30 protein-coding genes and 2 tRNA genes are annotated in these 24,624 nt (G+C 69.0%); 20 read left to right on the top strand and 12 right to left on the bottom strand.

Annotation, left to right across the window (positions count from 1 at the left end; all coding sequences use genetic code 11):
- Positions 1 to 52: 52 nt before the first annotated feature.
- Positions 53 to 268 carry a hypothetical protein gene (locus tag ACA514_RS24060; protein ID WP_375043475.1) on the bottom strand — a complete coding sequence of 72 codons (216 nt, stop codon included), beginning with the start codon at positions 266 to 268 and terminating at the stop codon, positions 53 to 55.
- A 160-nt stretch (positions 269 to 428) separates the two neighbouring features.
- Between ACA514_RS24060 and ACA514_RS24055 the strand changes: the two genes are divergently transcribed.
- Together ACA514_RS24055 and ACA514_RS24050 are read left to right on the top strand one after the other, a co-directional pair.
- Positions 429 to 1,709, top strand: a complete 1,281-nt coding sequence (locus tag ACA514_RS24055) for a sensor histidine kinase (protein ID WP_375043474.1) — start codon at positions 429 to 431, stop codon at positions 1,707 to 1,709.
- Positions 1,697 to 2,356: a response regulator gene (locus ACA514_RS24050; RefSeq protein ID WP_375043473.1), complete on the top strand. Its 660-nt coding sequence runs from the start codon at positions 1,697 to 1,699 to the stop codon at positions 2,354 to 2,356. Before ACA514_RS24055 ends, ACA514_RS24050 begins: the two co-directional genes overlap by 13 nt.
- 13 nt (positions 2,357 to 2,369) lie before the next feature.
- Here the strand turns inward: ACA514_RS24050 and ACA514_RS24045 are convergent, their stop codons facing one another.
- Both ACA514_RS24045 and ACA514_RS24040 read right to left on the bottom strand, forming a co-directional pair.
- On the bottom strand, positions 2,370 to 2,912 hold the full coding sequence (locus tag ACA514_RS24045) for a carboxymuconolactone decarboxylase family protein (protein ID WP_375043472.1): 543 nt from the start codon (positions 2,910 to 2,912) through the stop codon (positions 2,370 to 2,372).
- Between the two features lie 95 nt (positions 2,913 to 3,007).
- Entirely contained in the window at positions 3,008 to 3,916 is a 909-nt protein-coding gene (locus ACA514_RS24040) for a TIGR03619 family F420-dependent LLM class oxidoreductase (protein ID WP_375043471.1), read from the bottom strand.
- 114 nt (positions 3,917 to 4,030) lie between these two features.
- Between ACA514_RS24040 and ACA514_RS24035 the strand changes: the two genes are divergently transcribed.
- The 4 genes from ACA514_RS24035 to ACA514_RS24020 all read left to right on the top strand — a co-directional run bounded on the left by ACA514_RS24035 (position 4,031) and on the right by ACA514_RS24020 (position 7,172).
- A complete protein-coding gene (locus ACA514_RS24035) occupies positions 4,031 to 4,828 on the top strand; it encodes an SAM-dependent methyltransferase (RefSeq protein ID WP_375043470.1) in 798 nt (265 codons plus the stop codon).
- Between the two features lie 82 nt (positions 4,829 to 4,910).
- Positions 4,911 to 5,300 carry a hypothetical protein gene (locus tag ACA514_RS24030; protein ID WP_375043469.1) on the top strand — a complete coding sequence of 130 codons (390 nt, stop codon included), beginning with the start codon at positions 4,911 to 4,913 and terminating at the stop codon, positions 5,298 to 5,300.
- 192 nt (positions 5,301 to 5,492) lie between these two features.
- On the top strand, positions 5,493 to 6,074 hold the full coding sequence (locus ACA514_RS24025; protein WP_375043468.1) for a DUF6461 domain-containing protein: 582 nt from the start codon (positions 5,493 to 5,495) through the stop codon (positions 6,072 to 6,074).
- A gap of 744 nt (positions 6,075 to 6,818) precedes the next feature.
- Positions 6,819 to 7,172, top strand: a complete 354-nt coding sequence (locus ACA514_RS24020; RefSeq protein ID WP_375043467.1) for a hypothetical protein — start codon at positions 6,819 to 6,821, stop codon at positions 7,170 to 7,172.
- A gap of 280 nt (positions 7,173 to 7,452) precedes the next feature.
- Here ACA514_RS24020 and ACA514_RS24015 read toward each other — a convergent pair whose 3' ends face one another.
- Positions 7,453 to 7,896, bottom strand: coding sequence for a hypothetical protein (locus ACA514_RS24015; RefSeq protein ID WP_375043466.1), 444 nt, complete (start codon positions 7,894 to 7,896; stop codon positions 7,453 to 7,455).
- Positions 7,897 to 8,304: 408 nt separating this feature from the next.
- Here ACA514_RS24015 and ACA514_RS24010 point away from each other — a divergent pair, with 408 nt between their 5' ends.
- Both ACA514_RS24010 and ACA514_RS24005 read left to right on the top strand, forming a co-directional pair.
- Complete coding sequence (locus ACA514_RS24010) at positions 8,305 to 8,922, top strand: hypothetical protein (RefSeq protein WP_375043465.1); 618 nt, start codon at positions 8,305 to 8,307, stop codon at positions 8,920 to 8,922.
- A gap of 38 nt (positions 8,923 to 8,960) precedes the next feature.
- Positions 8,961 to 9,332: a hypothetical protein gene (locus tag ACA514_RS24005; protein ID WP_375043464.1), complete on the top strand. Its 372-nt coding sequence runs from the start codon at positions 8,961 to 8,963 to the stop codon at positions 9,330 to 9,332.
- On the opposite strand, the gene ACA514_RS24000 is transcribed toward ACA514_RS24005, so the two are convergent.
- Positions 9,316 to 10,149: an inositol monophosphatase family protein gene (locus ACA514_RS24000; protein ID WP_375043463.1), complete on the bottom strand. Its 834-nt coding sequence runs from the start codon at positions 10,147 to 10,149 to the stop codon at positions 9,316 to 9,318. The genes ACA514_RS24005 and ACA514_RS24000 overlap by 17 nt on opposite strands.
- The gene (locus tag ACA514_RS23995; RefSeq protein ID WP_375043462.1) at positions 10,146 to 11,027 is read right to left on the bottom strand and encodes a DUF5919 domain-containing protein; all 882 of its coding nucleotides are present in this window, start codon (positions 11,025 to 11,027) and stop codon (positions 10,146 to 10,148) included. The genes ACA514_RS24000 and ACA514_RS23995 overlap by 4 nt, the downstream gene beginning before the upstream one ends.
- Before the next feature lie 320 nt (positions 11,028 to 11,347).
- Here ACA514_RS23995 and ACA514_RS23990 point away from each other — a divergent pair, with 320 nt between their 5' ends.
- The 3 genes from ACA514_RS23990 to ACA514_RS23980 all read left to right on the top strand — a co-directional run bounded on the left by ACA514_RS23990 (position 11,348) and on the right by ACA514_RS23980 (position 12,469).
- Positions 11,348 to 11,641: a hypothetical protein gene (locus ACA514_RS23990; protein WP_375043461.1), complete on the top strand. Its 294-nt coding sequence runs from the start codon at positions 11,348 to 11,350 to the stop codon at positions 11,639 to 11,641.
- A gap of 174 nt (positions 11,642 to 11,815) precedes the next feature.
- Positions 11,816 to 12,118, top strand: a complete 303-nt coding sequence (locus ACA514_RS23985; protein WP_375043460.1) for a hypothetical protein — start codon at positions 11,816 to 11,818, stop codon at positions 12,116 to 12,118.
- 183 nt (positions 12,119 to 12,301) lie between these two features.
- Positions 12,302 to 12,469: a hypothetical protein gene (locus ACA514_RS23980; RefSeq protein ID WP_375043459.1), complete on the top strand. Its 168-nt coding sequence runs from the start codon at positions 12,302 to 12,304 to the stop codon at positions 12,467 to 12,469.
- 71 nt (positions 12,470 to 12,540) lie between these two features.
- Here the strand turns inward: ACA514_RS23980 and ACA514_RS23975 are convergent.
- Positions 12,541 to 12,613, bottom strand: a tRNA-Arg gene (locus ACA514_RS23975).
- Positions 12,614 to 12,806: 193 nt separating this feature from the next.
- On the opposite strand from ACA514_RS23975, the gene ACA514_RS23970 reads away from it, so the two are divergent.
- Both ACA514_RS23970 and ACA514_RS23965 read left to right on the top strand, forming a co-directional pair.
- Entirely contained in the window at positions 12,807 to 13,238 is a 432-nt protein-coding gene (locus ACA514_RS23970; protein WP_375043458.1) for a hypothetical protein, read from the top strand.
- Between the two features lie 153 nt (positions 13,239 to 13,391).
- Positions 13,392 to 13,484, top strand: a tRNA-Ser gene (locus tag ACA514_RS23965).
- 115 nt (positions 13,485 to 13,599) lie between these two features.
- Here the strand turns inward: ACA514_RS23965 and ACA514_RS23960 are convergent.
- The 3 genes from ACA514_RS23960 to ACA514_RS23950 form a co-directional block, all read right to left on the bottom strand.
- Positions 13,600 to 13,761, bottom strand: coding sequence for a hypothetical protein (locus ACA514_RS23960; protein WP_375043600.1), 162 nt, complete (start codon positions 13,759 to 13,761; stop codon positions 13,600 to 13,602).
- Entirely contained in the window at positions 13,718 to 14,065 is a 348-nt protein-coding gene (locus ACA514_RS23955; RefSeq protein ID WP_375043603.1) for a hypothetical protein, read from the bottom strand. The genes ACA514_RS23960 and ACA514_RS23955 overlap by 44 nt, the downstream gene beginning before the upstream one ends.
- Positions 14,066 to 14,230: 165 nt before the next feature.
- Positions 14,231 to 14,671: an anthrone oxygenase family protein gene (locus ACA514_RS23950; RefSeq protein ID WP_375043457.1), complete on the bottom strand. Its 441-nt coding sequence runs from the start codon at positions 14,669 to 14,671 to the stop codon at positions 14,231 to 14,233.
- 700 nt (positions 14,672 to 15,371) lie between these two features.
- On the opposite strand from ACA514_RS23950, the gene ACA514_RS23945 reads away from it, so the two are divergent.
- The 4 genes from ACA514_RS23945 to ACA514_RS23930 all read left to right on the top strand — a co-directional run bounded on the left by ACA514_RS23945 (position 15,372) and on the right by ACA514_RS23930 (position 20,095).
- Entirely contained in the window at positions 15,372 to 15,539 is a 168-nt protein-coding gene (locus ACA514_RS23945) for a hypothetical protein (RefSeq protein ID WP_375043456.1), read from the top strand.
- A 228-nt stretch (positions 15,540 to 15,767) separates the two neighbouring features.
- Positions 15,768 to 16,817: an NAD(P)-dependent alcohol dehydrogenase gene (locus ACA514_RS23940; RefSeq protein ID WP_375043455.1), complete on the top strand. Its 1,050-nt coding sequence runs from the start codon at positions 15,768 to 15,770 to the stop codon at positions 16,815 to 16,817.
- Between the two features lie 69 nt (positions 16,818 to 16,886).
- Positions 16,887 to 18,716: a glycoside hydrolase family 15 protein gene (locus ACA514_RS23935; protein ID WP_375043454.1), complete on the top strand. Its 1,830-nt coding sequence runs from the start codon at positions 16,887 to 16,889 to the stop codon at positions 18,714 to 18,716.
- The gene (locus ACA514_RS23930; protein WP_375043453.1) at positions 18,713 to 20,095 is read left to right on the top strand and encodes a glucose-6-phosphate dehydrogenase; all 1,383 of its coding nucleotides are present in this window, start codon (positions 18,713 to 18,715) and stop codon (positions 20,093 to 20,095) included. The genes ACA514_RS23935 and ACA514_RS23930 overlap by 4 nt, the downstream gene beginning before the upstream one ends.
- Before the next feature lie 36 nt (positions 20,096 to 20,131).
- On the opposite strand, the gene ACA514_RS23925 is transcribed toward ACA514_RS23930, so the two are convergent.
- A complete protein-coding gene (locus ACA514_RS23925) occupies positions 20,132 to 20,980 on the bottom strand; it encodes an SMP-30/gluconolactonase/LRE family protein (protein WP_375043452.1) in 849 nt (282 codons plus the stop codon).
- 46 nt (positions 20,981 to 21,026) lie between these two features.
- The gene (locus tag ACA514_RS23920) at positions 21,027 to 21,599 is read right to left on the bottom strand and encodes a gluconokinase (protein ID WP_375043451.1); all 573 of its coding nucleotides are present in this window, start codon (positions 21,597 to 21,599) and stop codon (positions 21,027 to 21,029) included.
- On the opposite strand from ACA514_RS23920, the gene ACA514_RS23915 reads away from it, so the two are divergent.
- The 3 genes from ACA514_RS23915 (at position 21,505) to ACA514_RS23905 (ending at position 24,617) form a co-directional block, all read left to right on the top strand.
- The gene (locus ACA514_RS23915; protein ID WP_375043450.1) at positions 21,505 to 22,392 is read left to right on the top strand and encodes a helix-turn-helix domain-containing protein; all 888 of its coding nucleotides are present in this window, start codon (positions 21,505 to 21,507) and stop codon (positions 22,390 to 22,392) included. The genes ACA514_RS23920 and ACA514_RS23915 overlap by 95 nt on opposite strands.
- A gap of 102 nt (positions 22,393 to 22,494) precedes the next feature.
- Positions 22,495 to 23,034 (top strand): hypothetical protein, encoded by a 540-nt coding sequence (locus tag ACA514_RS23910; RefSeq protein WP_375043449.1) that lies wholly within the window; start codon positions 22,495 to 22,497, stop codon positions 23,032 to 23,034.
- Positions 23,035 to 23,636: 602 nt separating this feature from the next.
- A complete protein-coding gene (locus ACA514_RS23905) occupies positions 23,637 to 24,617 on the top strand; it encodes a YihY/virulence factor BrkB family protein (RefSeq protein ID WP_375043448.1) in 981 nt (326 codons plus the stop codon).
- The last annotated feature ends 7 nt before the right edge of the window (positions 24,618 to 24,624 follow it).

Below are 24,624 nucleotides of genomic sequence, written 5' to 3'. Positions count from 1 at the left end.
TTCGTCACACTAGGTGATGGCATCGTGACGTCCGGGCACGGGGTGGCCGGGCTCAGCGGCGCCGGGCCCGGTAATGCTGGACGATCAGGGCGGCGGCGCTGCCGGCGGTGAGCAGGCCGAGCATCACGTTCGCGATCACGTTGGCGCCCGCCCCGGAGACCACCACGTTGCCGGCGAGGCCGACCGCCAGCAGCACCCACAGCAACGGCCGCAGCGCGGCGCCGGGGCGCCGGCCCGGTGCGTGGGAAAGGTCCGACGGATCGTTCATCGCGCGCTCCTCGGTCATGGACCCGCTCGGTCCGGTCAACGCCGACCACGCTAGGAACGGCGCGCGCCGCGAACGATCCCGCCAGGGGGCCGTCCTTGGTACAGCAGGCTGTACTTCCCGTCCGACCGGCTGACACGGATCGCGCCGTACACCTAGATTCGTGATCAAGGAGGTACGGATGGTGGCGAACCGGCCCGGAACGGCCGTCCCCGCGCGGGGCATCGTGCTCGTACGCGCCCGCGCCATCTTCGACGCCCTCGAACACCTCGTCGGCGGCCTCGGCACCGCCCTGCTCGCGTTCGCGGCCCTGGCGTACATCGCCATCGTCGGACTCCTGTGCGCGGTCGGCGTCGGCCTGCTCCTCCTGCCCACCGTCCCGCGCGTCGTGCGGGCCGTCGCCGAACGGGAGCGCGGACGGCTGTCCCGGTGGGGCCCGGAAGTCATCGGCCCCGGCCCGGCACCGGCCGGTGTGCGCGCGGCCCTCGCCGACACGGACGTCCGCCGCGAACTGCGCTGGCTGTCCGTCCACGGCACGCTCGGCCTGTTCCTCGGCGCGGCCGCCGCGACCCTGACGCTGGACGCCGTGCAGGACGTCACCTACCCGGTCTGGTGGCGGTTCCTGCCCCGGGACGAGGCCACCCCGACCATGGTGTTCTGGACCGTCCGCGACGAGGCCACCGCCCTGGCCGTCCTGGCCTTCGGCATAGGGCTGGCCGTCTGCTTCCTCACCCTCGGCCCCGGAATGGCCCGGTTGCAGGCGTGGCCCGGGCGCCGGCTCCTCGCGCCCACCGCCGACGTCGACCTGTCGATGCGGGTCGCACAGCTCTCCGCCACCCGCGCCGCCGCGCTCGACGCCCACGCCACCGAGCTGCGCCGCATCGAACGGTCCCTGCACGACGGGGCGCAGAACCGGCTCGTCGCCGTCACCGTCCTGCTCGGCGCGGCCCGCCGCGCCCTCACCCGCGACCCGTCCGCCGCCGAGGCCGCCGTCGACCGCGCCCAGGACGCCGCGGAGCAGGCCCTCGCCGAGCTCCGCACCGTCGTGCGGAGCATCCTGCCGCCCGTCCTCGCCGACCGCGGCCTCGCCGACGCCCTCGCCGGGCTCGCCGCGAGCTGCCCCGTCCCCTGCCGCGTCGACGTCCACGTCCCCGGCCGGTGCGCCGCGTCCGTCGAGGCCACCGCCTACTTCGTGACCGCCGAGGCCCTCACCAACGTCGCCAGGCACAGCCGCGCCCGCAACGCCGCCGTGACCGTCCGGCGCGACGCCGGCCGGCTGCTCCTGCGCGTGGAGGACGACGGGATCGGCGGCGCCGACGGCCGCGGCGGCTCCGGGCTCGCCGGCATGCGCGGACGCATCGAGGCGCACGACGGCCGCCTCACCGTGACCAGCCCACCCGGTGGGCCGACGACTCTCCAGGTGGAGCTGCCATGCGGATCGTGATCGCCGAGGACGACATGCTGCTGCGCGAGGGCGTGGCGCTGCTGCTGCGCGCCGAGGCCCTGGACGTGGTCGCCACCGCCGACGGCCCGGAGACGTTCCTCCAGGCGATCGACGCGCACCGGCCCGACGTGGCGATCGTGGACGTCCGGATGCCGCCGACCCACACCGACGAGGGCATCAAGGCCGCCGTCGAGGCGCGCCGCCGCCTCCCCGGCCTCGCCGTCCTCGTCCTGTCCGCCTACGTCGAGCAGGCGTTCGCCACCGAACTCCTCGCCGGCGGCACCGACGGCCTCGGCTACCTGCTGAAGGAGCGCGTCGGCCGCGTCGAGCAGTTCCTCGACGCACTGCACCGCGTGGCCGAGGGCGGCACGGCCATCGACCCGGACGTCGTCGCGCAGCTCCTCACCCGCAGCCGCCCCGACAGCGCCCTGGAGCGGCTGACCGCCCGCGAGCGCGACGTCCTCGCCCTCATGGCCGAGGGCCTCGGCAACACCGCCATCGCCGAACGCCTCTTCGTCACCGAAGGCGCCGTCCACAAGCACATCCGCAACATCTTCGCCAAGCTTGGCCTCGCGCCCACCGACCGCGCGGACCGCCGCGTCACGGCCGTCCTGCGCTACCTGGAGGAGACGCAGCAGCGCGTCTGAATCGCGGCGGGGGTCAGCCCCGTCCGGCGGCGTAACCGTGCACCGTGATCCGTTCGGCCATCCGCGCGTAGGCGCCCGGATCGGACGGGACGCCGGTGCCCAGGCCGTCCACGTACCGGTTGTACATGCAGAACGCGGCGGCGATGAGGACGGTGTCGTGGATCTCCACATCGGTGGCGCCGGCACCGCGCGCGGCCGCGACGTGCTCGTCCGCGACCTCGCGGCCACCGCGCTGCACGGCGGCGGCGATGCCCAGCAGCTCCCTCAGCTTGTCGGACACCGGCGCCACCGCCAAGTTGGCGTGGACCTGCCGCACCAGGGACATCCCGCCGGGCAACTGCGCGGCGGCGCACGCCCCGTGGGACGCGGCGCAGAAGTCGCAGCCGTTCAGCTCCGAGACATAGGCCGCGATCAGCTCCCGCTCACCGCGCTCCAGCGGGCTCGGCCCGCGCAGCAGGGCCTCCGCCAGCGCGCTGAGCGGTCCGGCCGTCTCCGGCCTGAACGCCAGCAGGGCCGGCAGCCCGGGAACGGCGTCGTCCAGTTCGATGTGCGCCAAGGATCGCCTCCACAGACCGGTGCAGTTCCTCGATCCTCTAACGAACACCATTGGCGCGACAGTTTTCTCCCCACTCCACAAAACGTCATGCTCTCCTAAGGCTGCACCGACCCGCCCGGGGCAGCGGCCGCCAGCGCCTCCAGCAGCTCCACCTGCCGCCGCGGATGGACGTCCAGCAGGTTCGTCACGACGTGCATCTCGTCGGCGCCCACCGCCGCGGCCCTGGCGAGGCAGCGCAGCGCGCCGTCCACGAAACCGGCGGTCGATACCCGGGCCCCGGGCGGTACCGGGAAGGCGCTGACAACGACGGTGCCGGTGCCGCCGGCCTCCCGGTACCAGCGGACCTGCGCGGCGGTGGCGTCCCAGTCGACGGCGACCGTGACGAACCCGTCCCCGATCCGGGCGGCCCGCTCGATCGTCGGACGGGTGATCGCGCCGAAGAGCAGCGGGATGCGCCCGCTCCACGGCTTGGGCCCGACCTTGGAAAGAGGAACGCGATAGAACTCGCCCTCGAACTCGACCGGATCGGGCCCCCAGCAGGCGCGCATCGCGGCGACGTGCTCGGCGAACCCGGCGCCGCGGCGCCCGGTCGGCACGCCGGCCGCGGTGAACTCCTCCGGAAGGTAGTACGGGGGCAGCCGGGTGCCGCCGCCCTGCCCGATGCCGACGTCCAGCCGGCCCCGCGACAGCCGGTCCAGCGTGGCCAGCCGGCGGGCCAGGACGACCGGCGACTCGAAGATCGTGTTCAGGATGCCGGTCATCACCCGGATCCGCTCGGTGTGCGCCGCCGCCCACGTCAGCACCTCCAGCACGTCCCACGGCGGCGACTCGGGCAGCCCGGCGTCGTTCGCCCAGTGCGGCCCGGCGGGGATCAGCAGCCGGTCGGAGACCGACACCGCGTGGAATCCGAGCCGGTCGGCCGCCCGCGCCACGGTGACGACGGCGTCCGGCCCGGCGTGCGGGCCGAAATGCTGAAGGGTGACTCCGATACGCGGCAGGTTCATCGCTCGTCCTCGAGATCGCTGGGCTCCGTCGGAGACTGGTCGGAGCCGAGGCGGCGTTCTTGCGCTCTCCGGGGAAGGACATCCGGAGAGACGCCTTGAGACCCAGGAGCCGGCATGGACCCACAGCCCGAGATCGACACCACCGTGCCCCACTCGGCGCGGATCTGGAACTTCCTGCTGGGCGGCAAGGACAACTACCCCGTCGACCGCGCGGCGGGCGAGAACGTCTTCCGCACCTTCCCCGGGATGGTCGAGACCGCCCGCCAATCCCGGTACATGCTGACGCGCGTGGTGCGCTACCTGGCGGTGGAGGCCGGGATACGCCAGTTCCTGGACATCGGCACCGGCCTGCCCACCATGGACAACACCCACGAGGTCGCCCAGCGGGCCGCGCCCGAGGCCCGCATCGTCTACGTCGACAACGACCCCCTCGTCCTCGTCCAGGCCAAGGCGCTGCTGAACAGCAGCCCCGAAGGCGCCACGGACTACATCGAGGCGGACGTGCGCGACCCCGAGCCGATCCTGGCCGACGCCGCCCGGACACTGGACTTCGACCGGCCCGTCGCTCTCATGCTCATGGGCATCCTGGGCCTGGTGGCCGACTACGACCAGGCCCGCTCCATCGCGTCCAGGCTCGTCGCCCCCCTGGTGCCGGGCAGCTACCTCGCCGTCTACGACGGCACCGACGACGACCCCGACTACGTCCGCGCCATCGAGGCGTTCAACGCCGGCAGCGGCGCCGTCCCGTACACCCCCCGCAGTCCCGAGCAGATCGCCCACTACCTCGACGGCCTCGAACTGGTAGACCCCGGAGTCGTCCCGGTGACGCAATGGCGCCCCGACTCCCGCTCGGCGTCCCACAACGTCGCCTGCACCGGCGGCGTAGGCCGCAAACCCGCGGAAGCCCGATGAAGCACACACACCACTGACCTTCATCACGGACGTTCGTACACCGAGAATTGCGCCGGTCGGGATGCCCGGTAACATCCCGGCAATGCCTCGCCCGCCCGCACCCCCCGGCGGCCGCCCCCGGGCGATCGCCGCATTGCTGCTGTGGATGCTCTTCTGCGCGCTGATCCCGGTCGGGCCGATCGTGATGTTCGTCGGCGCCAAGAATCTCTACGATGCCCACCGGCCGATCAAGTGCGGCGGCAAGGTGATGCCCGAAGACGGCCCGTACACGTGCTTCACCGGTTACGGTGCCCGCGGCTACCACGACCTCGTGCGAGACAGACACGACCGAGCAGAACAGGCACCGTACCTGCTCGCCTCCGGAGCCCTGGCCCTGGCCATCGGCGTCCCCGGCATCAGACGCACCTCACGCTACCTGGGCCGCATCCAACGATGGGCAACTTCCCACGACGGCCGCCCCTCCGCCGAATAGCTCCCCGGTAGCGCGATCCCACCCCGACCCCGCCGAGGGGCGCCCCACCAGAGGGACCGGCGCCCATGACCCGGTCGTGGTCGGCGCCGCTGTGCCGCCAGTCACCCTTAACGGTACGGTCAGTCGCCATTGACCGTGTTGGAGGGCACCATGGCAGGTCCGACACCTGGGCAGATCGAGCACTATGTGCGAATGTTCGAGCAGTTGAGCGACCTCTCGAAGTATTTCTCGATCAAGGAAAACCTGTCCTGGACGGTGGTGCGCCCTCACCAGGCGCGGTTGACCGTGAACGAAGTGGTCCGCCGGTTGCACAGTGATCCGGACACCATGACGACGGACCGGCCGGCTGATTGCGTCTCTGACCTCGAATACGACGATCTGATCGACACGATCTTCCTCGAGCAGCGCGGCGACGCGGTCATCATCGTGGGGTTCGGCACCGACACCGCCGAGGAGGACGTGCTGCGGCGGCTCAGTCAGGGCGCCACCGTTCATTCGGTGTTCTGGGCGATCAACAACTTCAACAGGCTCTACTACATCGTCGACGGCGTGGTGGTCACCGAGCTGGACACGCTGCGCCCACTGGACCGGTGGGGCACCGACCCCGAGGCATTGACCGGCCACCTCGATGCGTTGCGCAGCCTCCACGATCGTTCCGACCCGGGCCCGGACTGGGAAACGGCGATGGCCACCCTGGAGTCGTTGACCGGCCAGCGACTCGACCCTGACTGGTTCGCCCGTCCTCAACTACTAGCGAAGGTGAACCACCATTAGACGCGTCCCGCCCAACAGCATCGCCCCCTACCACCCGCCCGCGTACCCCGTCACTCGCCGCGGCAAGCTACTCAACCTGCGGTAGCAAGACATCGAGTGCACGACCAAGCCCACGGACGACCGCGTATGCCCCATCAAACGCCGGGAGCCGGTCCATCCGGAGACACGGCATGACGCCCCCAACCAAGGCACACAAGACGCCTCCGGCTGAGCCGCAGCCGCACGCACATCTTCACGATCCGAGGCACATCCACGCGACGACACTGCTCCAAGCCGGCGTCCCATCCACCTCGGAACACGCAGATCCGCCATCACCACCACCGGTCTACGCGCACGTGACAGTCGCCTCGATCTCCGCCAGCCAAGTGGCGCCGGAGCGACGTAACTCAACAGCCGCTGTGAGCAAGACCGCCGACGAAGAAGCCCGAAGGGATTCGAACCCCTAACCTTCTGATCCGTAGATCCCCAAACGATCACTGCCGCCGTCCGAACCCGTCCGCACGCTGGGCCGATGACCTGCACCCCGTCCGAACCCGTTCGCCCGGATCCAAGATCATCCGCCCCTGTGGCTCCCACAGTGGCTCCCAGGGAGCCACGGCTCAACCCCACGTGCTTGACGTCCCTCCTTCCGCCTCGTCCGAAGTGCAGGGAAGACTGTTCGTCGTGATGAGGTCGGTGAGTCGTACGGTCTTGGCAGTCAAGGCCAGTGGGCCGTGGCTGGTCTTGGTGGGCAGCACGTGGGCCGTGGACACCGAGAACGAGTCCGGCGTTCGACTCAGCCGAGGGCGCATGTGGTTGCTGCCGCTGCTGGAGCGTCCACGGAATGACGTCGAGTCCGAAGCACGGGCCTGCCTTGGGGCTGGTGATCCCGACGTAGGAGAAGCCCTGAGGGCCGTGATTGACATGGGCCTGAACGCCTGGTCGGACTACTGGCTGTCCAAGGCCGTGGCCTGGATGACGGACGAAGAAGTTGTGGTCTTCTCCGAACGTCTCCACAAGATCGCGCTAGAAAGCGTCGGGCCCCAGTCCCAAGATACCCAGCACGCCGCGAAGCGACGGCTCAAGCAACTTGGACTGTGGTCGCCTGATCGCGAGTGAGTTGGTCTGCTGCGAACGGTGCCCCAACCGGAGCCAGGCCGGTCGGCAGCGCAGCCGCTGTCCCTCTTCCCTTCCCTTTCTCCCCGCAGCCCCGACGAGACCTGTCCGGAGGGTGCTCCCGCGCGAACGGCGCGTACCCCGTGACAGACAGATGCGCGCGGGAGTTCCCTCCGGGGCGCGGGGGTCCAGGGGGCGGCGCAGCCCCCTGGTTCGAGCTCGCTCAATGATCCCCATGTGACGAACCTCGACCGCATGGGACCGAGCCTTCGGGGGGCCAGGATCAGCATGGACGCTCCTGATACACCGAGCTGCACACCGGTCGGTGTGCGCCGATGACCTTCCATTCCGACCTGCGTTCGATCTCGTCCAGCATTGCGGCCAGCGACGGCTCACCTGCCGCACCTGACCACCATTGGTTGTGTGTACCTAGGGCTTCAAGCGCAGGTGTCGGCTCGTACTCGATCTCACAGCGCAGTTGGATGAGAGCCGGTGCGCCGTCCTCGTCGACGTCGAACTGACGGCAGAAGCTCAGAGTGAAGCGTCGTGGTCCTCGGAAAGAGAAGATGCCGTACTCGTACAGCAGGGCGTCTTCCTCGACCTCAACCGGGTGACGCATGAAGCGGCCGAATGCTCTCCACGTCGGCTGCGGGTCGAGTCGACTCGGCTCTTGGTCTGCCTCTTGCAGGCACGTGAGCAACTGCGGCTGTGCATCCTCGACTCGCATGACGCTCCACTGTCGCGATGGGGAGTGCGAGCCTACCGGCGGCGGCGCGACCCCGTGGCGGCCGGTCGGAGCGGGGCCGGCGGACGCGTCGCGATGCGCGGCCGCCCGGTGACCGGCGCCCACGCCGCACGCGCCGGGCGGCCAGGCGCGGGACCGCGCCAGCGGCCCAAGCGCCGCCGCCCCTTGATCTTAAACAGCCAGACTCGGCAGCGAACGGAAGGTTGGGTCGACAGCCAGCGCGAACCTTTGTCTACAGACGCGTACATGCCGGGACACCGATCCCGGTCAGCCTGGGTTACGACACCCTACGTCGGCACCGCAATTGACTAGTTACAGTTGGCCATATTTCTACAAAAGTGAACTGTCAGAGCACGCGTATCATAGTGTGGACACACAGTCAGCGAAGGTATGAAGCAAAAGGGGAAGAATATGTTTTTGAGGGAATTTCTTTACGTTGACACTGAAAAAGTCCGCTCCACATTGGCGCAGATAGAGGGCGGGATTGAAGAAGAAGAGCGCAATACGACCAAGAAGGAAAAAAGAAGCGAAGGCGGCGTCCGTGGCTTCGTTGGCCACTATCAAAACTGGGGCGATGAGCGCTATGTCAACAAGTCACTAGGTGATGCCCTGTTTCCGGTTCTAGAAGAGACTTTGGAGGCCCACGGTCTGCTTACTGATGTTTCCGATCGGTTGGCCGACTCCACCTCTTGGGGCTCCGAGGAATTTCGCGAGACCTTCCCTCCCGGCTCGCTTGTGCGGATAACTTCACCAGGCTCTCTCTTCGACTCACGCTTCATTGCCTCGGCTATGGCTGGATGGCCGCGGCATACATGGGAATTCAAGGATTCTCCGACGACGGCCAGCAACAGTCTCGGCAGGGAGGCAGCCGAGGCGGCTCGAATCGTCGGACACAAACCCCTCGTCGCTCCACCGAGGAGGGCTCGCAGCAACTGGAGGACCTGGTCCCGGACTACGCCATTAGTGGAAGTATCGAATTTGTTCCACCTCAACAACTTCGAGCACTAATTAGAGTGGCACGTGGCCTATTCAGTCCAGGTCTTCACATGAACCTCACTCCTACGAACTATGACGCACTTACGGTCAGCGCGAGGCTGCAGGAGGGACGTCAATTCCTAGACAGCGATCCAGATGTTCTATTTGCTCGATATGGCACCGGAAAACAAGAGTGGACAACGGTCGGAATGATCGGCCACTATGCAGAGTTGGCGCCGGTCAATCTGGATGATGCCAGCTTCATTGAAGGTGACCGCATCCTCCGAGGCCGCACAGCAGACTTTATTAACAAGTTTATGAACCTGGTGGGAGCAAGTGGCTTCACAGACCTGCCGCAGTACCCAGGCTTTTCGATGGTTCCGATTGCCGTTTATAGGGCGATAGTGGCCCCGTCCTCTATGCAACTCACTCTGAGTGTCTAAAGGAATCGCCCCCGGAGGTACGGAACCTTTCACCCTGAACATAGCCGGTCAAAATACTTGCTAGTGCTGGTGCTGTGGCGACGGTGGCGGTTGAGGCAAAGGTGTGGTCGGTGCCGTCTTGGTCGGTGACTTGGGCTCCGGCTTCGCGGGCGATGATGACGCCGGCGGCGGTGTCCCAGGGCTTGTTGGACAGGGTGATGCTGGCGTCTAGCTTGCCTTCGGCGACCCAGGCGAGGTCGATGGCGGCTGAGCCGAGCATGCGGACGCGTTGGACGTTGGCGGCCAGGCGCTCGGTGAGGGCGATGCGGATGCGGTTCTTGGCTTCGGCCCCGTCGCCGACGGCGTAGTCGCCGATCGCGACGATCGCGTCTTTGAGTTCGGTGGTCATGCTGGCTTGGATGCGGCGGTCTCCGACGTAGGCGCCGGTGTGCTGGGCGGCGTGGTAGCGGGTGCTCAGGAACGGAAGGTCGATGACGCCGACGACGGGGCGGCCTCGTTCGATGAGTCCGAGGGAGAAGCCGCACAGGGGGATGCCGCGGACGAAGTTGGCGGTGCCGTCTACCGGGTCGATGGCCCAGAGGAGATCGCTGTTGGTGTCGCCGGTGATGCCTTCTTCTTCGCCGAGGATGGCGATGTTCGGGGTTCGCTCTTTGAGGTAGTCGCGGACGGCGCGTTCTACGGCGTAGTCAACTTCGGTGGCCATGTCGCGGTCGCCCTTGGCGGTGAGCAGGCCGGGGACGCGGGTCCGCACGAGATCACTGGCTATTTCCGCGGCTTTGAGGGCGACGGGGAGCAGCGATGCGGGTGCGTCGGTCATACGGTCCTGCCTCTGGTCCAGAGCGAGTGGAAGATCTCTTCGAAGGTTGCATATAGACCGGTGCCGGTCGAGTTGCGTTCGGCGAGGAAGGTGGGCGAGTCGACGCCTCGGGCCTGCGGTAGGTAGGGCTGCATCACGCACAGGCGGTCGTCAATGAGCGTGATGTTGAAGCGGATCGTCTCGTCGTAGACCGCGACGGCCAGACGCTCTTGTGCCTCGGGCGAGAGCCGCTTACGTAGTCGAGTCAGGACTTCGATGTTCAGGCGGGTGAGAGTGGTCAGGTGGTTGTCGGTGTAACCCTCTTCCTGCTCGCGAGCTCGGATGGCCTGGCCTTCCGGGTCCAGGAACAGGGCTTGCAGGGTGGTGCCGTCCTCGATGAGCCGGGCGAGGCGCTGGTCGGGGTACTGCTGGCACAGCATGTTGAGGGAAAGGCCGGCGGCCCGGATGGTGGTGGCGCCGTCGAGCAGCTCGTGTACCGGGTGGGCGAAGGTGAACTCTGCTCGGGTGGGGTAGATGGCGGTGACGTCAGCGTAGGTGCCGGGGCCGATGCGGTCGGCGGTGGCCTCCAGGTCGGCGCGCTCCTCGGCAACGGGTGCGGCCGTCTCGCCGTTCAGCAGGTGTGGAGGGCACGGGGCGAACAGCTCGTCGGCGGTCCACTCGGGGAACATCGCCTCAAGCACGCGGCAGTGATCGACGTAGGGCAGTCGCTTGAGTCCCCCGGACGTCCAGCGGTGGAGCTGGGCGCGGCTGGGGGCCGTGCCGACCAGTTCGGGCGAGATCTTCTTGGCGGCCTCGTCGTAGGCGGCCTGGAACATGCCGTAGCGCTGTAGGCGGCGCTGGCGGATCACGACGTGAAGCAGGATCGGTTGGGGAGACACCGGGCCGTCCTTCCTGACGGGGCGTCACCAGGCTAGGCGTGTGGCGTGATCGAAGACGAGACAAAGTCGAGACAGTTGCCAGACGTTGACGTCCGATACGAGATGATCGCGGCCTAGTGACGCAACGTGACTTGTTGCGACGGTTGCGTCATGGCGAGCGATTGCACCTCTTGCGGGGGACGCGGGGTCAAGCGGCGGGTGTCCCGGCGGACGCTGGCGCCCGGTCATGTCGCGGGCGTCCCGGCCGAGAGCAGTCAGGACCAGTGCCCCGACTGCCTGGGCACCGGTGAGGAACAGCCGTCGCGTGAGGACGTGGCGTCGTGACCGGTCGCGAGGACGAGTTGCGGCTTCTGGGAGAACTGCGCGCGTCGCTCGCTCGGCTGGGGTTGGGCGTACGGCTGCATGACGGCTTGCCGGGCCTGATGGTCAGTACGGCCAATCCGGGCCTGTTCGTGTGGGTCTTCGTCGGCGCCTCGGGGCGAACGTTCACCTGGCGACGCGATGACAGCAAACATCCGGTCGACGACGTGCCGGGCGCGGCTACCAAGGTCGCGCACTTCGTGACCGCTCAAGGCGGCCAACTCAACGGCTCGGCGAACGACCACAACGACTAGCGCTCTGGCCTGGCGCTTCGACCAGCGCAGGGCGCTTCGAACGGCAGAGCCGGCGGCGCGGTGAGGGCGTCCCCTAGCGTGATCTGTGCCCGCCCCCGGGGCGATCACGCGAAGTGGGGGGTAGGTCAGCGTCCCCGCGCCTCCGGCTCTGCTTCCACCAGGAAGCGAGAAGCCATGAACACCTCCGTCCCTCGTGAGACCGAGCTGCGGTTGCTCGGCGACTTGTTCCGGGCACTGGTTCGGCGCGGTGTGTGCGTCCAGATGCGGGACGCGATTCCCGGCCTGACCATCACCCGGCTGGACGGGACGGCGGCGGACGTCATCGCGTACGTCGTCGTCAACAGGCGGACCGGTGGGTTCTCCTGGTGGCGCGTCGACAGCTTCCACTCCCTGCGGGACGTCGACGGCGCGGCCGACCGGATCACGGCGTTCCTCGCCGAACCGCCGATGGTCGCGCACGAGCGGTCGCGGTCGTGACCTCGCAGGGTGGCCATGCCGTACACGACGTGGCGGCGGCCGTACTGACATTGCAGCGACGCTTTCCGGGGTCGATCGTGTGGTTCGGGAAGCACACCTTTCACTGGTGGGCCATGCTGCCGCAGGCTCGCCGGTGGGTCCTGGTGGAGGCAGCTACGCCAATGCAGTTGGCCGTACGGATGGGTGTGGCTCCGGACACTCCACACCCGGCAGGCCAAGGACAAGATCGCGGCCAGTGAGCTGTGGCAGGATCACGGGTTGATCTTCGTGAGCGACGTCTACGGGCATCTCCTGGTGGACGACAAGCGCGCGGCGGCCGAGGCGATGAGCGGGGCGCTCTTCGGAGCGTGATCGGTGCCTGTGGCTCCCCAAGCCAACGCAAGAGGCCCCCTGCGATGATCGCAAGGGGCCTCTGAACTGGGCGCACCCGAAGGGATTCGAACCCCTAACCTTCTGATCCGTAGTCAGATGCTCTATCCATTGAGCTACGGGTGCCCGTTCCGGAGCCAACTGTACCGGCTCCCGGCACCGGACCGCGAATCGGCGGCCGAGGACAGGGTGATCGGCAGTGTGAGCCGGGTCACGGAACCGTCTGTGGCGAAACAGCGCCAAAGGTGTAATCGAGACGGATGTGACCAGTGAGGTTTACCCTCGTCCGAAGTCCCAAACCCCCTGAAGGAGAAGATTCATGCGCATGTCTGCCGCCAAGCTCGTCGGCGCCCTGGCCATCGGTGGCGTGCTTCTCGGCTCCACGGCCTGCGGCCCGGTGGACTCCATCACCGGCGGCGGCAAGAAGAAGACCGCCTGCAAGAACATCGAGACCGAGCTGAAGAGCGTCGCCTCGAGCGGCGGATCGGTCAGCGGTACCGGCGGCGCCGAGTCGACGGCCCAGACGTTCTCCGACGCGGCCACCAAGATCCGCAGCGAGGGCCAGAACGCCGGCGGCGACGTCGAGACGGCCGCGAGCGCGTTCGCCGGCGACCTCGACGAGACCGCCTCGACGCTCCGCAAGCTCAGCTCCGGCAACCTGTCCGGCGGCACGCCCAACTTCTCGCAGATGCAGCAGCACGGCGAGGACCTGGGCAAGGCCTGCGGCTACACCGGCTTCCACATCGGCTGACGGACGGCGCTTCGCTCCCGCGGCCCCGGGAGCGGATCGTCCGGCCACCTCGTCGCCTCGACGGGCGTGTTCGGACTATGCTTCAGTGCCACAGGCCAGACTTTGCCGGTGGGTACGCCGAACCGGTACCCTGTGCTGAGCCTGATGGCTCTTGGAGGATTCGCCTAGTCCGGTCTATGGCGCCGCACTGCTAATGCGGTTTGGGTTTACCGCCCATCCGGGGTTCAAATCCCCGATCCTCCGCCACCTACCAGCGGGGTTGCGTGATGAGACGCAACCCCGCTTGCGTGTTGGAGGGGCCGGAATCCGCTCGTGCTCGCACGAACGGCGAAGTGGCGTTCTGAAGGTGCTCGGGCGGCCTCTACGCCGTGGCGCGGCGCGGCACGAACCCGCCGATCTTGCGGGCCGCGTCGGCGGCCAGTTCCTCGGCGACCACCGCGTAGACGTCAGCAGTGAACGACTCGGAGGCGTGCCCGAGGTTATCGCTGATGACCTTCATGTCCACCCCGGCGGCCGCCGCCATCGTCGCGGCCCCGTGCCGCAGGTCGTGGAACCGCACGGGCGGCACGGGGCGGCCCCGACAGCGCGATCTCCACGCGTTCGACGCTCATCCGGTGGACGCGGGCGATGCGCTGAAGGTCCCAGCCCTGCTCGTCGCGTCGGCGCCGGAACGCGTTGTGCTTGTTCACCTGCCAGGTGAAGGCGTCGGTGACGTATTCCGGCCGGAGCGCGCGGCCGTCCTCGTAGGTGAAGACCCGCCCGGAGTCCTCGTACTCCGCACCCCACGACTCCCGCTCGGCGTCCTGCCGCTCGAACCACTGCGACATCCTGCCGTGCCGGTCGCGACCGGAATCTGACCGCTCGCAGACCTCACCCTCCAACGGCCGCGGAGGGAGCACCGGCGCAGTGGCCGGCCGGGCGTTCCCTCCGCGTCGTTCACGCTAGATCGCGCCCCCGAGGGCGAACCTCGGCCGACCGGCGTGTCGGACGGTTCATCGGCGCGACGAGGAGTCGCTGGCCTCGGGGGACGCCGCCGGCGTGAAGGACCGGTCGATGACCGCTGCGCTCAGGCAGCCGAACGCGATCACGCAGAACAGGGTTCGGACGGCGTGCGCGATCTGCCAGCGGTCGCGGATGCCCGCCCGGTCCGCCGGAGGCGCCTGCGCGTTCCAGCCGATCTGCTGGATGTTGATGGGGGCGTTGACCGCGAACGAGACCACCAGGGCCAGCACGAGCAGGACGAGCGCCGCGGCCGCAGGCCGCAGCGCGGGACTGCCCGCCTTGCGCGCGAGGATGACCAGCATCGCCATGGCGATGAGCGTGGACGCGAGGGTGGCGCCGAGGTACCAGGGAAAGAAGTCGTGCTCCGCCTGCCGGACCAGTATGTATTCTCGCCCGTCCAGCCGACGCAGGGCCAGTTCGAGGATGAGCACGGCGAGCGCGCCCCCCAGTGATGACGCCGCCGCCCAGCAGGCTCACATATCGAGCGATACCGACGAGTCGGGCGTTCGACATTCCGTGTGCTCCCGTCGACCTCCGGCCTGTGCCCCCTCGCATCGCTTTCCGGCTTACCCCGATCGGTTGCCCTTAACGAGGCTCTTGATCACATCCACCTCTGTCGGATGGTTAAAGCCGCTCCGCGAACCCCCCGAGTGTCGATGTCGGCGGGGAGCGGCCGGGCGGCGGTGAGCCCCCATCGCGTCGCCGAAGCGCTGCCGGTGTGGATGGGTACGCACCAAGAGCTCGTGCATGGCGCAGCGGGCGGCAGGTGAGGTGAACTCCGTGACCAATGGCCCGGCGCGGTCGGCCTCGCCGGCAGCCGGGCCGAGTTCCGCCCGGAGCAGGTGCGCGGGCCTGATCGGCCGCCCCGGATTCCGGGGAGATCGGTGAAGACCACGCCGCCGGTACCACGGCGGCGCGTGGCATAAACCCCTTCCATGCGCCCCACGGCAGGGTCCGACTGCCGTTGACATGCAGACGCTGCGGCGGCGTCTGAACGAAGGCGGATGCTGCCGCCATCGGAGCAGGCCGGGCCGAATCGACGTGCACTAAGAATTACCAAAACAGGCTTAAATACATCGGAAACTTTGTGGGCGCGAGCCCCGTAGGACGCCGGGGTAGAAGCAGTTGTCGATGGGAAGGATGCTGCTCATGGTGGAAGCGTTGGCGAGCGAACTGGCCGCCCACTTTACGACTCTCCATAAGGTGCTGATCGCGGTCGGGATCGTGGCGCTGCTGGCCGTGCTCGTGGTTGCGCGGATCATCGTGGTCCGGCGGCACGCGCGAAGACGCGGCCGGTGACGGCCTCGCCTGTGGAATGCAAGGAGCTCTTCGGGCGGGGCGTTGATCGGGGATGGCCGTTCCTGGACGGAATATTGCAACATCCTTCGCTCTGCTCCGCGCAAACCTCTTCGGGGCGGAGAGACTACGCGACCGTGGGGTCGGTCCGCCGGGGAGACATGGGCTGGTGAGCCGGCGGGGCACATGCGAACGGGCCGCATGCGAAGTACTCGTCGAACTGGGGTTGCGATGAAAGCATTCGTGATGAAGGAGATCGGGCAGGTCGGCCTGCTGGACAAGCCGATGCCGAGGCCGGGCCCGCTGGACGCCATCGTGCGGACGACCGCCGCTCTGATCTGTACTTCGGATTCCCATACGGTCAGTGGCGGAATCGGGCCGCGGGAGAACCTCACGCTCGGGCACGAGGCGGTGGGGACGGTCCACGAAGTGGGATCCGAGGTGAAGGACTTCCGGCCCGGCGACCGGGTCCTGTCCGGCGCCATCACCCCCGACTGGGGCGACCTCGCCTCCCAGAACGGATATCCGTCGCAGTCCGGCGGGCCCTTGGGCGGGTTCAAGTTCGCGAACTCCAAGGACGGGGTGTTCGCCGAGTACTTCCATGTCAACGAGGCTGACGCCAACCTGGCGAAGATACCCGACGGGGTCTCCGACGAGGCGGCGGTGTACTGCGCGGACATGCTCTCGACCGGGTTCATGGGCGCGGAGCACGGAAACATCCCGATGGGCGGGACGGTGGCCGTGCTGGCTCAGGGGCCGGTGGGGCTCATGGCGACCGCGGGGGCCAGACTCCTGGGCGCCGGGCTGGTCATCGGGATCGAATCGGTGCCCGACCGGCAGAAACTCGCCCGCACCTACGGGGCGGACGAGATCGTCGACTTCACCAAGGAGGACGTCGTCGATCGAGTCCTCGAGCTGACCGGAGGCCGGGGAGTGGACACCGCCATCGAAGCCCTCGGCGCGGACGCCACCTTCCAGACCGCCGTGAAGATCGTCAGGCCCGGTGGGACGATCTCCAACATCGGCTATTACGGGGAAGGCGAGTTCGTGCGCATTCCCCGCGCCGAGTGGGGAGTCGGGATGGCCGACAAGACCATCGCCAGTGGCTTGTGCCCGGGCGGGCGGCTGCGCATGGAACGGCTGCTGCGAATACTGGAGACGCAGCGGTTCGACCCCACTCGCATGACGACGCACACTTTCTCGTTCGACGAGATGGAGCGGGCCTTCGAGGTGTCGGACAAGAAGCTCGAGGACGTGGTGAAGGTACTCGTCGCCTTCTAGCGCCGCGACCGGCGCCGCTTTCCCGGCGGCGGCAAGGCCGTCCTTTGGAGAAGGAGCCAGGAGTCCGTCATGCTCGATCTCGATCCATCGTTCCGTGCGGTTCGCCGGCGGGACGGTTATCCGCGGCTGGAGGATCTGGGCCTGATCGGCGACGGCGAGACGGCTGCGCTGGTGGGGCGGGACGGGTCGATCCCATGGCTGTGCCTGCCCCGCTTCGACAGCGAGCCGCTGCTGTGCAGCCTCCTGGATCACCGGCACGGCGGGCATTTCACCGTGACGGTCGAGGATCTCCGCGAGGCTCGCCAGCACTACGAACCCGACACCGCGGTGCTGGTGACCGAGATGCGCGGCCCGACCGGCCTGGTGAAGCTCACCGATGCGATGGCACTGCGAGCGGGCGCCGACCTCTCCGATGACGCGGGGGCGAGCCGGGGGGAGCTCGTCCGGTCCGCCGTCGTCGAGGACGGGACCGTCCGCCTGCGGGTCGAGTTGCGGCCCCGCGGCGGTGCGGAGCTGCGCGTCCTGGCCAGTGGGCTCGCGGTACAGGCGCCCGGGCACCCGGAGCTGCGCCTGCATCTGCGCTGCAACCGCCCGCTGTCCGGTCTGAGCGCGGTGTACGAGTTGCAGCGGGGTGATCGGCTCGACCTCACGCTGTCCTGGGGCCGCGTCCACCGGCATCACCGGTTCGACCCCGAGGCGGTACTGCGGGAGACCGCCGAGGCATGGCGCCGCTGGATGGGGGCGTTCAGCTACAGCGGCCCGCAGGAGCCGATGGTACGGCGCGCCGCGATCACGCTGAAGCTGTGCGATGACTGGATCAACGGTTCGCTGGTGGCGGCTCCCACCTCCTCGCTGCCCGCACCGATCGGCGGCGTCCGCAACTGGGATTACCGGTACGCCTGGATCCGGGACGCCGCCTTCACCGTGTTCGCACTGCGCCGCATCGGATTCGACGGTGAGGCGGACGCCTTCCTCGGCTGGGTTCTGGACGCCTTCGAGAACACCGAGCAGCCGCGGATCATGTACACCCTCCGCGGCGATCCCGTCCCGCGGGAGGTCGAGGATGCGGGCCTGGAGGGCTACCGGCGTTCCGCGCCCGTGCGCTGGGGCAACGGCGCCGCCGACCAGCGCCAGCACGACATCTACGGGGAGGTCCTGGACTGCGCCGACCAGTGGCTGCGCGCCGGCGGCGATCTGCAGCCCGCGCTGTGGTCGGGCCTGGTGGAACTGGCCCGGACCGCCGAGAACGCGTGGTGCCGTCCGGACCAGGGCATCTGGGAGGTGCGCAGCAAGGGAAGGGTCTTCACCTACTCGGCCGGGATGTGCCAGGTGGCCCTGGACCGGGCCGCCGGCATCGGGGAGCGACTCGGCATGCCCGGACCGGTCGGCACGTGGCGCGCTGCGGCCGACAAGGTGCGCCGGCTGATCCTGGAGCAGTCCTGGGACGAGGACGCGCAGACCCTCAGCGAGCACATCGACGGCGGCGGGAGCCTGGACGCCAGCCTGCTCGCGCTTCCACTGCGGAAGGTCGTCCCGGTCGACCACCCGCGGATGAGGGCCACCACCGCGGCTATCGCCGAACGCCTCTCCGCCGGCGACGGCCTGCTCTACCGCTACCTGCACGACAAGTCGCCCGATGGCCTGTCCGGTGACGAGGGCGCTTTCCTGCTCTGCAGTTTCTGGCTGGTGGACAATCTCGCTCTGCAAGGCGGCATCGAACGGGCCGAGGAGCTGTACGACTCACTGTGCGCCCGGGCCAGCCCCCTCGGGCTACTGCCCGAGCAGATCGACCCGTCGACCGGCACGTTCATGGGCAACTTCCCTCAAGCGTTCAGCCACATCGGCGTCATCGCCAGCGGCGTCACCCTGGCCCGAGCGAAGGCAGGCGGTACGGCATGATCGATCGGCTCGTCGTCTTCGGCGCCACGGGCGATCTCAACGCCCGCTACCTGCTGCCGGGGCTCGCCGCCCTGCGGGCGGCCGGGGAACTCGCCGACGGTTTCCAGCTGGTCTGCGCCGGCCGGAAGGACTGGGACGACCAGGAGTTTCGGAACTGGGCGTCCGAGCAGCTCGACCGGCACGGCCGGCCCTGCCCCGCCTCCGCGAGGATGTGGGTCGCCGGCGCCGCCCGCTACCGGAAGGCCGACGCCACCGACCCGGCCGACCTCGCCTCCCTCATCGGCGGCGACGGACCGGTCGCCCTGTACCTCGCCCTCCCGCCGGCGGTCTTCCCCGGCACCGTCACCGCGCTGCACGAGGCGAGCCTGCCGCCGGGCAGCCGGATCGTCCTGGAGAAGCCCTTCGGCGAGGACCTGCGCAGTGCCGAGGAACTGAACCGGCTGCTGTCCGAGGTCGTCCCCGAGCAGGCGGTGTTCCGCGTCGACCACTTCCTGGCCATGACGACCGTCCAGAACCTGCTCGGCAGCCGCCTGGCCAACCGGATGCTGGAACCCCTCTGGAACAGCGCGCACATCGCCGAGGTCGAGATCGTCTGGGACGAGTCCCTCGCCCTGGAAGGCCGAGCGGGCTACTACGACGGCGTCGGGGCACTCAAGGACATGGTGCAGAACCACCTTCTCCAAGTGCTGTGCCTGGTGGCGATGGAACCGCCGCTCAGCCTGGGAGAGCGCGACCTCCGCGACCGGAAGATCGACGTGCTGCGCTCGGTGCGCCCGTTCACCGACGAGGACGTCCTTCGCCGTACCCGCCGCGCCCGCTACCTCGCGGGCCGGATCGACGGCCGCCCGGTTCCCGCCTACCTCGACGAGGACGGCGTGGACCCGAAGAGCCGCACCGAGACCTTCGCCGAGGTGGAACTGCACCTGGAGAGCTGGCGCTGGTCCGGCACCACCTTCCGGCTCCGCACCGGCAAGGCGCTCAAGACCGACCGCAAGGAGGTCGCGGTGCGCTTCCGGCCCGTCCCGCACCTGCCCTTCGGCCACACCGGGGAGGCTCTTCCCAACGTGCTCCGCTTCGGACTCGACCCGGAGGACATGACCCTGGCGCTCACCGGCATCGGCTCCGGCGCGCGAACCCTCACTCCGCTCACCCTGACCGCGCGGATGGAGCCCTCCGACCTGCCAGCCTACGGGCGGCTGCTGCTGGACGTCCTGCGGGGGAACGCCGCCCTGTCCATCCGGGGCGACGAGGCCGAGGAGGCGTGGCGCGTCCTCGCCCCCGTCATGTCCGCCTGGGCCGACGACCTCGTGCCGCTCCAGGAGTACCCGGCGGGATCCGGCGGCCCGGTCCCCACCGGCGGGTCAGCACGGCGCGGCTGATCCACGGCGGCGCGGCGACCGTCCTCGCGCGGGTCGTCATCCGGCGAACTCGCGCACCGGCCTGCCCCTCACGCCCACCACCGCCCGGAACAACGAGCCGGCAGGAGGGTCCTCGTCCGGGGCGAGCCCTTCGCGCGATGTGGTGATGAAGAGCTCGTCCAGCCCCGGCCCGCCCAGGGCGCACGCCGTGACCCCCTGCACCGGCACCTCGACCACCTCGTCCAGGACGCCGGAGGGCGTGTACCGGCGCACCTCGCCGCCCTGGTTCAGCGCGACCCACACCCCGCCCTCCTCGTCCACGGTCAGGCCGTCCGGAGCGCCGTCCTCGCCCGGTATCGACACGAAGGCGCGGCACCCGGTCAATCCCGACGCTCCATCGAAGTCGAACACGTCGACCTGCTGCGTGGCCGTGTCGTTGTAGTACGCCACGTCGCCCGCCGGGCTCCAGTCCAGCCCGTTCGAAATGGTCACCCCGCTGAGCGCGACCGACGTGGAACCATCGGGGTCGAGCCGGTAGAGGGCGCCCGCGCCCGGCCTCTTGTCGTACGCCATAGACCCGCAGTAGAAGCGCCCGTCCGGATCGCACCCGCCCTCGTTCATGCGGACACCCTGGTCGGCCCAGAGTTCGGGCAGGTGCGTCAGCGTGCCGTCCGCGTCCTCCAGCGCGAAGCCCCGCTCCACACCGATGACGGCGCCGCCCCCGCGACGAGGACGCACCGCGGCCGCCACACCGCCCACGTGCCGCCGACCGACCGTGCCATCGGCCCCCAGCGACATCACATCGCCGGCCAGCATGTCCACCCAGCGCAACCCTCCCCATGCCGACGACCAGACCGGGCCCTCCCCGTGGAAGGTCACCGGGTCGGTGACCTGCTCAGCGCGCATCGAAGGCTCCCCCCAGTGTTGTTCGACGCGTATCGCCCGTTCTCGCTCAGTCGCCGGATCCGGCCGGTTCGACCCCCATGCGCTCCAAGGCGGCCAAGATGTCGTCGGTGACGGCCTCGGGAGAACCCGCGACCGAAACGCTCAGCACGTCCTCGTCCGACGCGGGCGGCTCCAGCTCACGGAACTGGCTGTCGAGCAGGCCGGCATCGAAGAAATGGCCGGAACGGTCACGCATCCGGCGGGCGATGAGGTCACGGTCGCCGTCCAGATGGACGATGACGACACCGGCGCGGCCGCCCGCGAGGCGGTCCCGGTCGTCGCGCTTGAGCGCGGAGCACGCGAGCACGCCCGGGCGACCCTCGGCCAGCCGAGCGCGGATCCAATCGGCGAGCCGGTCCATCCACGGTCGCCGGTCGGCCGCGCTGAGCGGCGTACCGGAACGCATCTTCGCAATGTTCCGCGCCGAGTGGAACGCGTCGCCGTCGACGTGCTCCCAGCCCAGCCGGGCGGCGAGCGAACGTCCGATGGTCGACTTGCCGCTCCCGGCAACGCCCATCACCACGATGACCGTGGGCGCACCGGACCGTTCACCCTGCGTCCCTCTCAGGCCGTCCTCCATCACCTCTAAATCTTCCGAGGCCAGACAGCGGCATTCCCAACGCCGACCCACCCCGGCCCCCCAGACACCGGCGTGGACATTGCAAGGCCAAAGCACTGCCATGACCGTCGCTTCAGGCACCATGCGCCGGTCACAAGTACCCGGCAGTTACCCACGCCCAAGCAGCGCAAACGGCCCACCTTCCGGACCGCACGCGAACCGTGACTTGAGGAGTGGTTCAGCCCGCGTGCGCTCGGCGGGCATTCGCTACCCACAAGATCGCGGGCGAGGCGTGGATCGGGTCGCGGTCCAGCAGATGCTCGGGCACTGGACCGTGGGAACGACGATACGTTATGCCCGGCCCCGGCCCCGGCCACGTTCATTGAGGTCTTGCCAGTCGCGGTCGTGGGAGCGGTCGCCGTCGATGCCGTCTGGTCTGGTGACGCGGGCGAGAATCGTGCTGCTGACCGCCGAGGGGGTTTCCAACGCCGAGATCGCCCGCCGTCTGCAGGGGTCCGGGCAAACGGTGGTGACGTGGCGGAATCGGTTCCGGTCGGCTTGGCCAGCCGTCTGGACGACCGGCCGCGGTCAGGGCGTCCGCCTGTGGTGGATGAGGCCGAGGCGGTGGTTCGCACGCTGGAGGTTCCGCCGGAGCGGCCGGGGGTCACGAGCGGCTGGTGGGATCTCCCTTACCAACGGGCCGCGTAGCGCCCTTGCCCGGTCGACTGCTGCCCACGGGTTGAGTCAGGAACCTCACCCCGCTGGCCGGTGGCCCTCACCTGCGTGCCGACCGGGCGTGACCGGTCGGGAGTGAGTGAAGTGGGGCCGTGGGCGGTCTGACCCACGGAGGAAGGACAAGGGGAGGAGATAAGAGTGGCTTGACCGTGGGCGGGTGGGGACGGGGTACGTCGCTGAGGTGATCTTTCAACGTTTCTGGTGGATCGTGGCCCTGACCGCCGGCGGGGTGGTGCTTGCGGGGTGCTCGGGCGGCGCGTCCGGACGGCGGGAGGAGTCGCGGGTGGTCACGACCTCGGTGCCGAGCCCGGAGCGGACGCCGCAGGTGAAGATCCGGAACCTGATCGTGCTGGGGCCGGAGCCGCCGGCTGAGCTGGCGGCCGGGGCGGATGCGCCCGTGTACGGGACGCTGATCGCGCGGATGGGTGGGCCCGGTGACAAGTTGGTCGCGGTGGCGTCGCCGGACTTCGCCGGCGTCACCGACATCAAGGGCAGGGTGATCGCGCTGCCGGCCGGCGAGGGCGTGTCGCTGAACACCGGGAGCGGTTCCAAGGTCGTGCTGAAGGGGCTGCGGAAGGCCGTGCACGGTGGTGCCTACACGACGCTGAAGCTGCGGTTCGAACGGGCCGGGGAGATGAGCCAGCGGGTGCAGATCGTCCCGCGGCAGGGGCATTACCGGACGTTCTCGCCCGCCCCGGCAGGCACCAAGCCGCCTGCGTGAATCAGCTGCCCCGCCAGTCGGCCCGGCCTCCAGACCGTTGATGGATGCGACCAGCACGATCGAGCCGGACTGCCGCTCGATCATCGTGGGTGTCACGCTGGGATGGTTCGCAGGTGTCGCGCGGGAAGGTCGGCGCGTCAGGAGCGGCCCCGCACAGGCGGAGCACGGAGGGATCGCGTATTCGACGCGCCGGGACGTGCGGACTCGGCGGGGAGCGGTGCGGGTGCCGGAGCTTCGTCCGGTGGAGCTTCGTCCGGTGGTGCCTTGTTCGGTGCTGGTGCGGGCTCGTCCCGGCCCAGGTCAGAAGGAGTGACAGGCGCCTGATCCGGGGGACCGGTGGCATGTCGTACGTCCCACACCTTAGATCGGTTCGTCGCCGTCGCTGCGAGCCGCTGGCTCTGGGCGTCTCGATGCGTCTGGCCTTCCCTCGCTCGCACGTGGCGAGGATCCTGGAACCCGCCGCGGTCTGACCGGCCCGCGATGGCGGCGTCGCCTTGGCGAGGGGGCCGTCCATCCAGCTCGCGGCTGAGCGCCGCGTCGCAGGCGGCCGAGAGGGGAGCGGTGGGGCGTTGGCTCGGTCGTGGCGAGGGAAGAAGACCCGTGTGGGAGTGGTCGGCCGGGTGGACGCCTATCAGAGGCGGCATCGTTGGGTGGGGCTGCCGCTGGCGGTGGTGTACAAGTTCGTGGACGACCAGGGCACGTACCTCACGGCCTTGATCACTTACTACGGCTTCGTGTCGCTGTTTCCACTGCTGCTGCTGTTGGTCACCGGACTGGGGTTCGCGTTGCAGGGCAATCCGGGGCTGCAGCAGCGTGTGCTGGATTCGGCGCTCGCCCAGTTCCCGGTCATCGGGGATCAGATCGGTGCGAACGTCCATTCCTTCCACGGCAGCGTCCTGGCGCTGGTGACGGGTGTGGCGGGCAGTTTGTACGGCGGTCTGGGCGTCGTGCAGGCCGTCCAGAACGCGTTGAACAAGATCTGGGGCGTGCCGCGCAACTCGCGGCCGAACCCGATCGCCTCCAGGCTGCGCAGCCTGGCGTTGCTGGGGGCCGGCGGCGGGGTGATCCTGGCGACGACCTTGCTGTCGGCGGTGACCGCGTCCGGTGGCGTCTTCGGTGCCGGTGTTCGGGCGGGCGCCATCGTAGCGGCGGTCGGCATCAACGTCGTGCTGTTCACGGTGACGTTCCGGGTGCTGACCGCCCGGCCGCTCACCGTCAAGCAGGTCCGGACGGGGGCGATCGTCTCGGCGCTGGTCTGGCAGGCGGTGCAGTGGGCCGGTGCGTTCCTGCTCGCCCACATGCTCAAGGGCGCGACCGCCACCTACGGCATGTTCGGTCTCGTGCTCGGTCTGCTGACGTGGATCTACCTGGGCGCGGTCGTCTTCGTGGCCGGGGCGGAGATCAACGTGGTGCGCGAGCGGCGGCTGTGGCCCCGCAGCCTGCTGACGCCCTTCACCGACAACGTCGAGCTGACCGCCGGAGACCGGCGCGCCTACGCCTCCTATGCCGAGACCGAACGCCACAAGGGGTTCGAGAACGTCGACGTCGACTTCGACCCGCCCGCGGACAACGACGCGGTTTGATGCCGGG

The organism is Actinomadura sp. NTSP31 (genome assembly GCF_041951385.1).
In the GTDB taxonomy this organism is placed as follows: Bacteria; Actinomycetota; Actinomycetes; order Streptosporangiales; family Streptosporangiaceae; genus Spirillospora; species Spirillospora napierensis.
The sequence above is the reverse complement of the archived record's forward strand: the minus strand, read 5'-3'. Positions and strand labels throughout refer to the sequence as shown.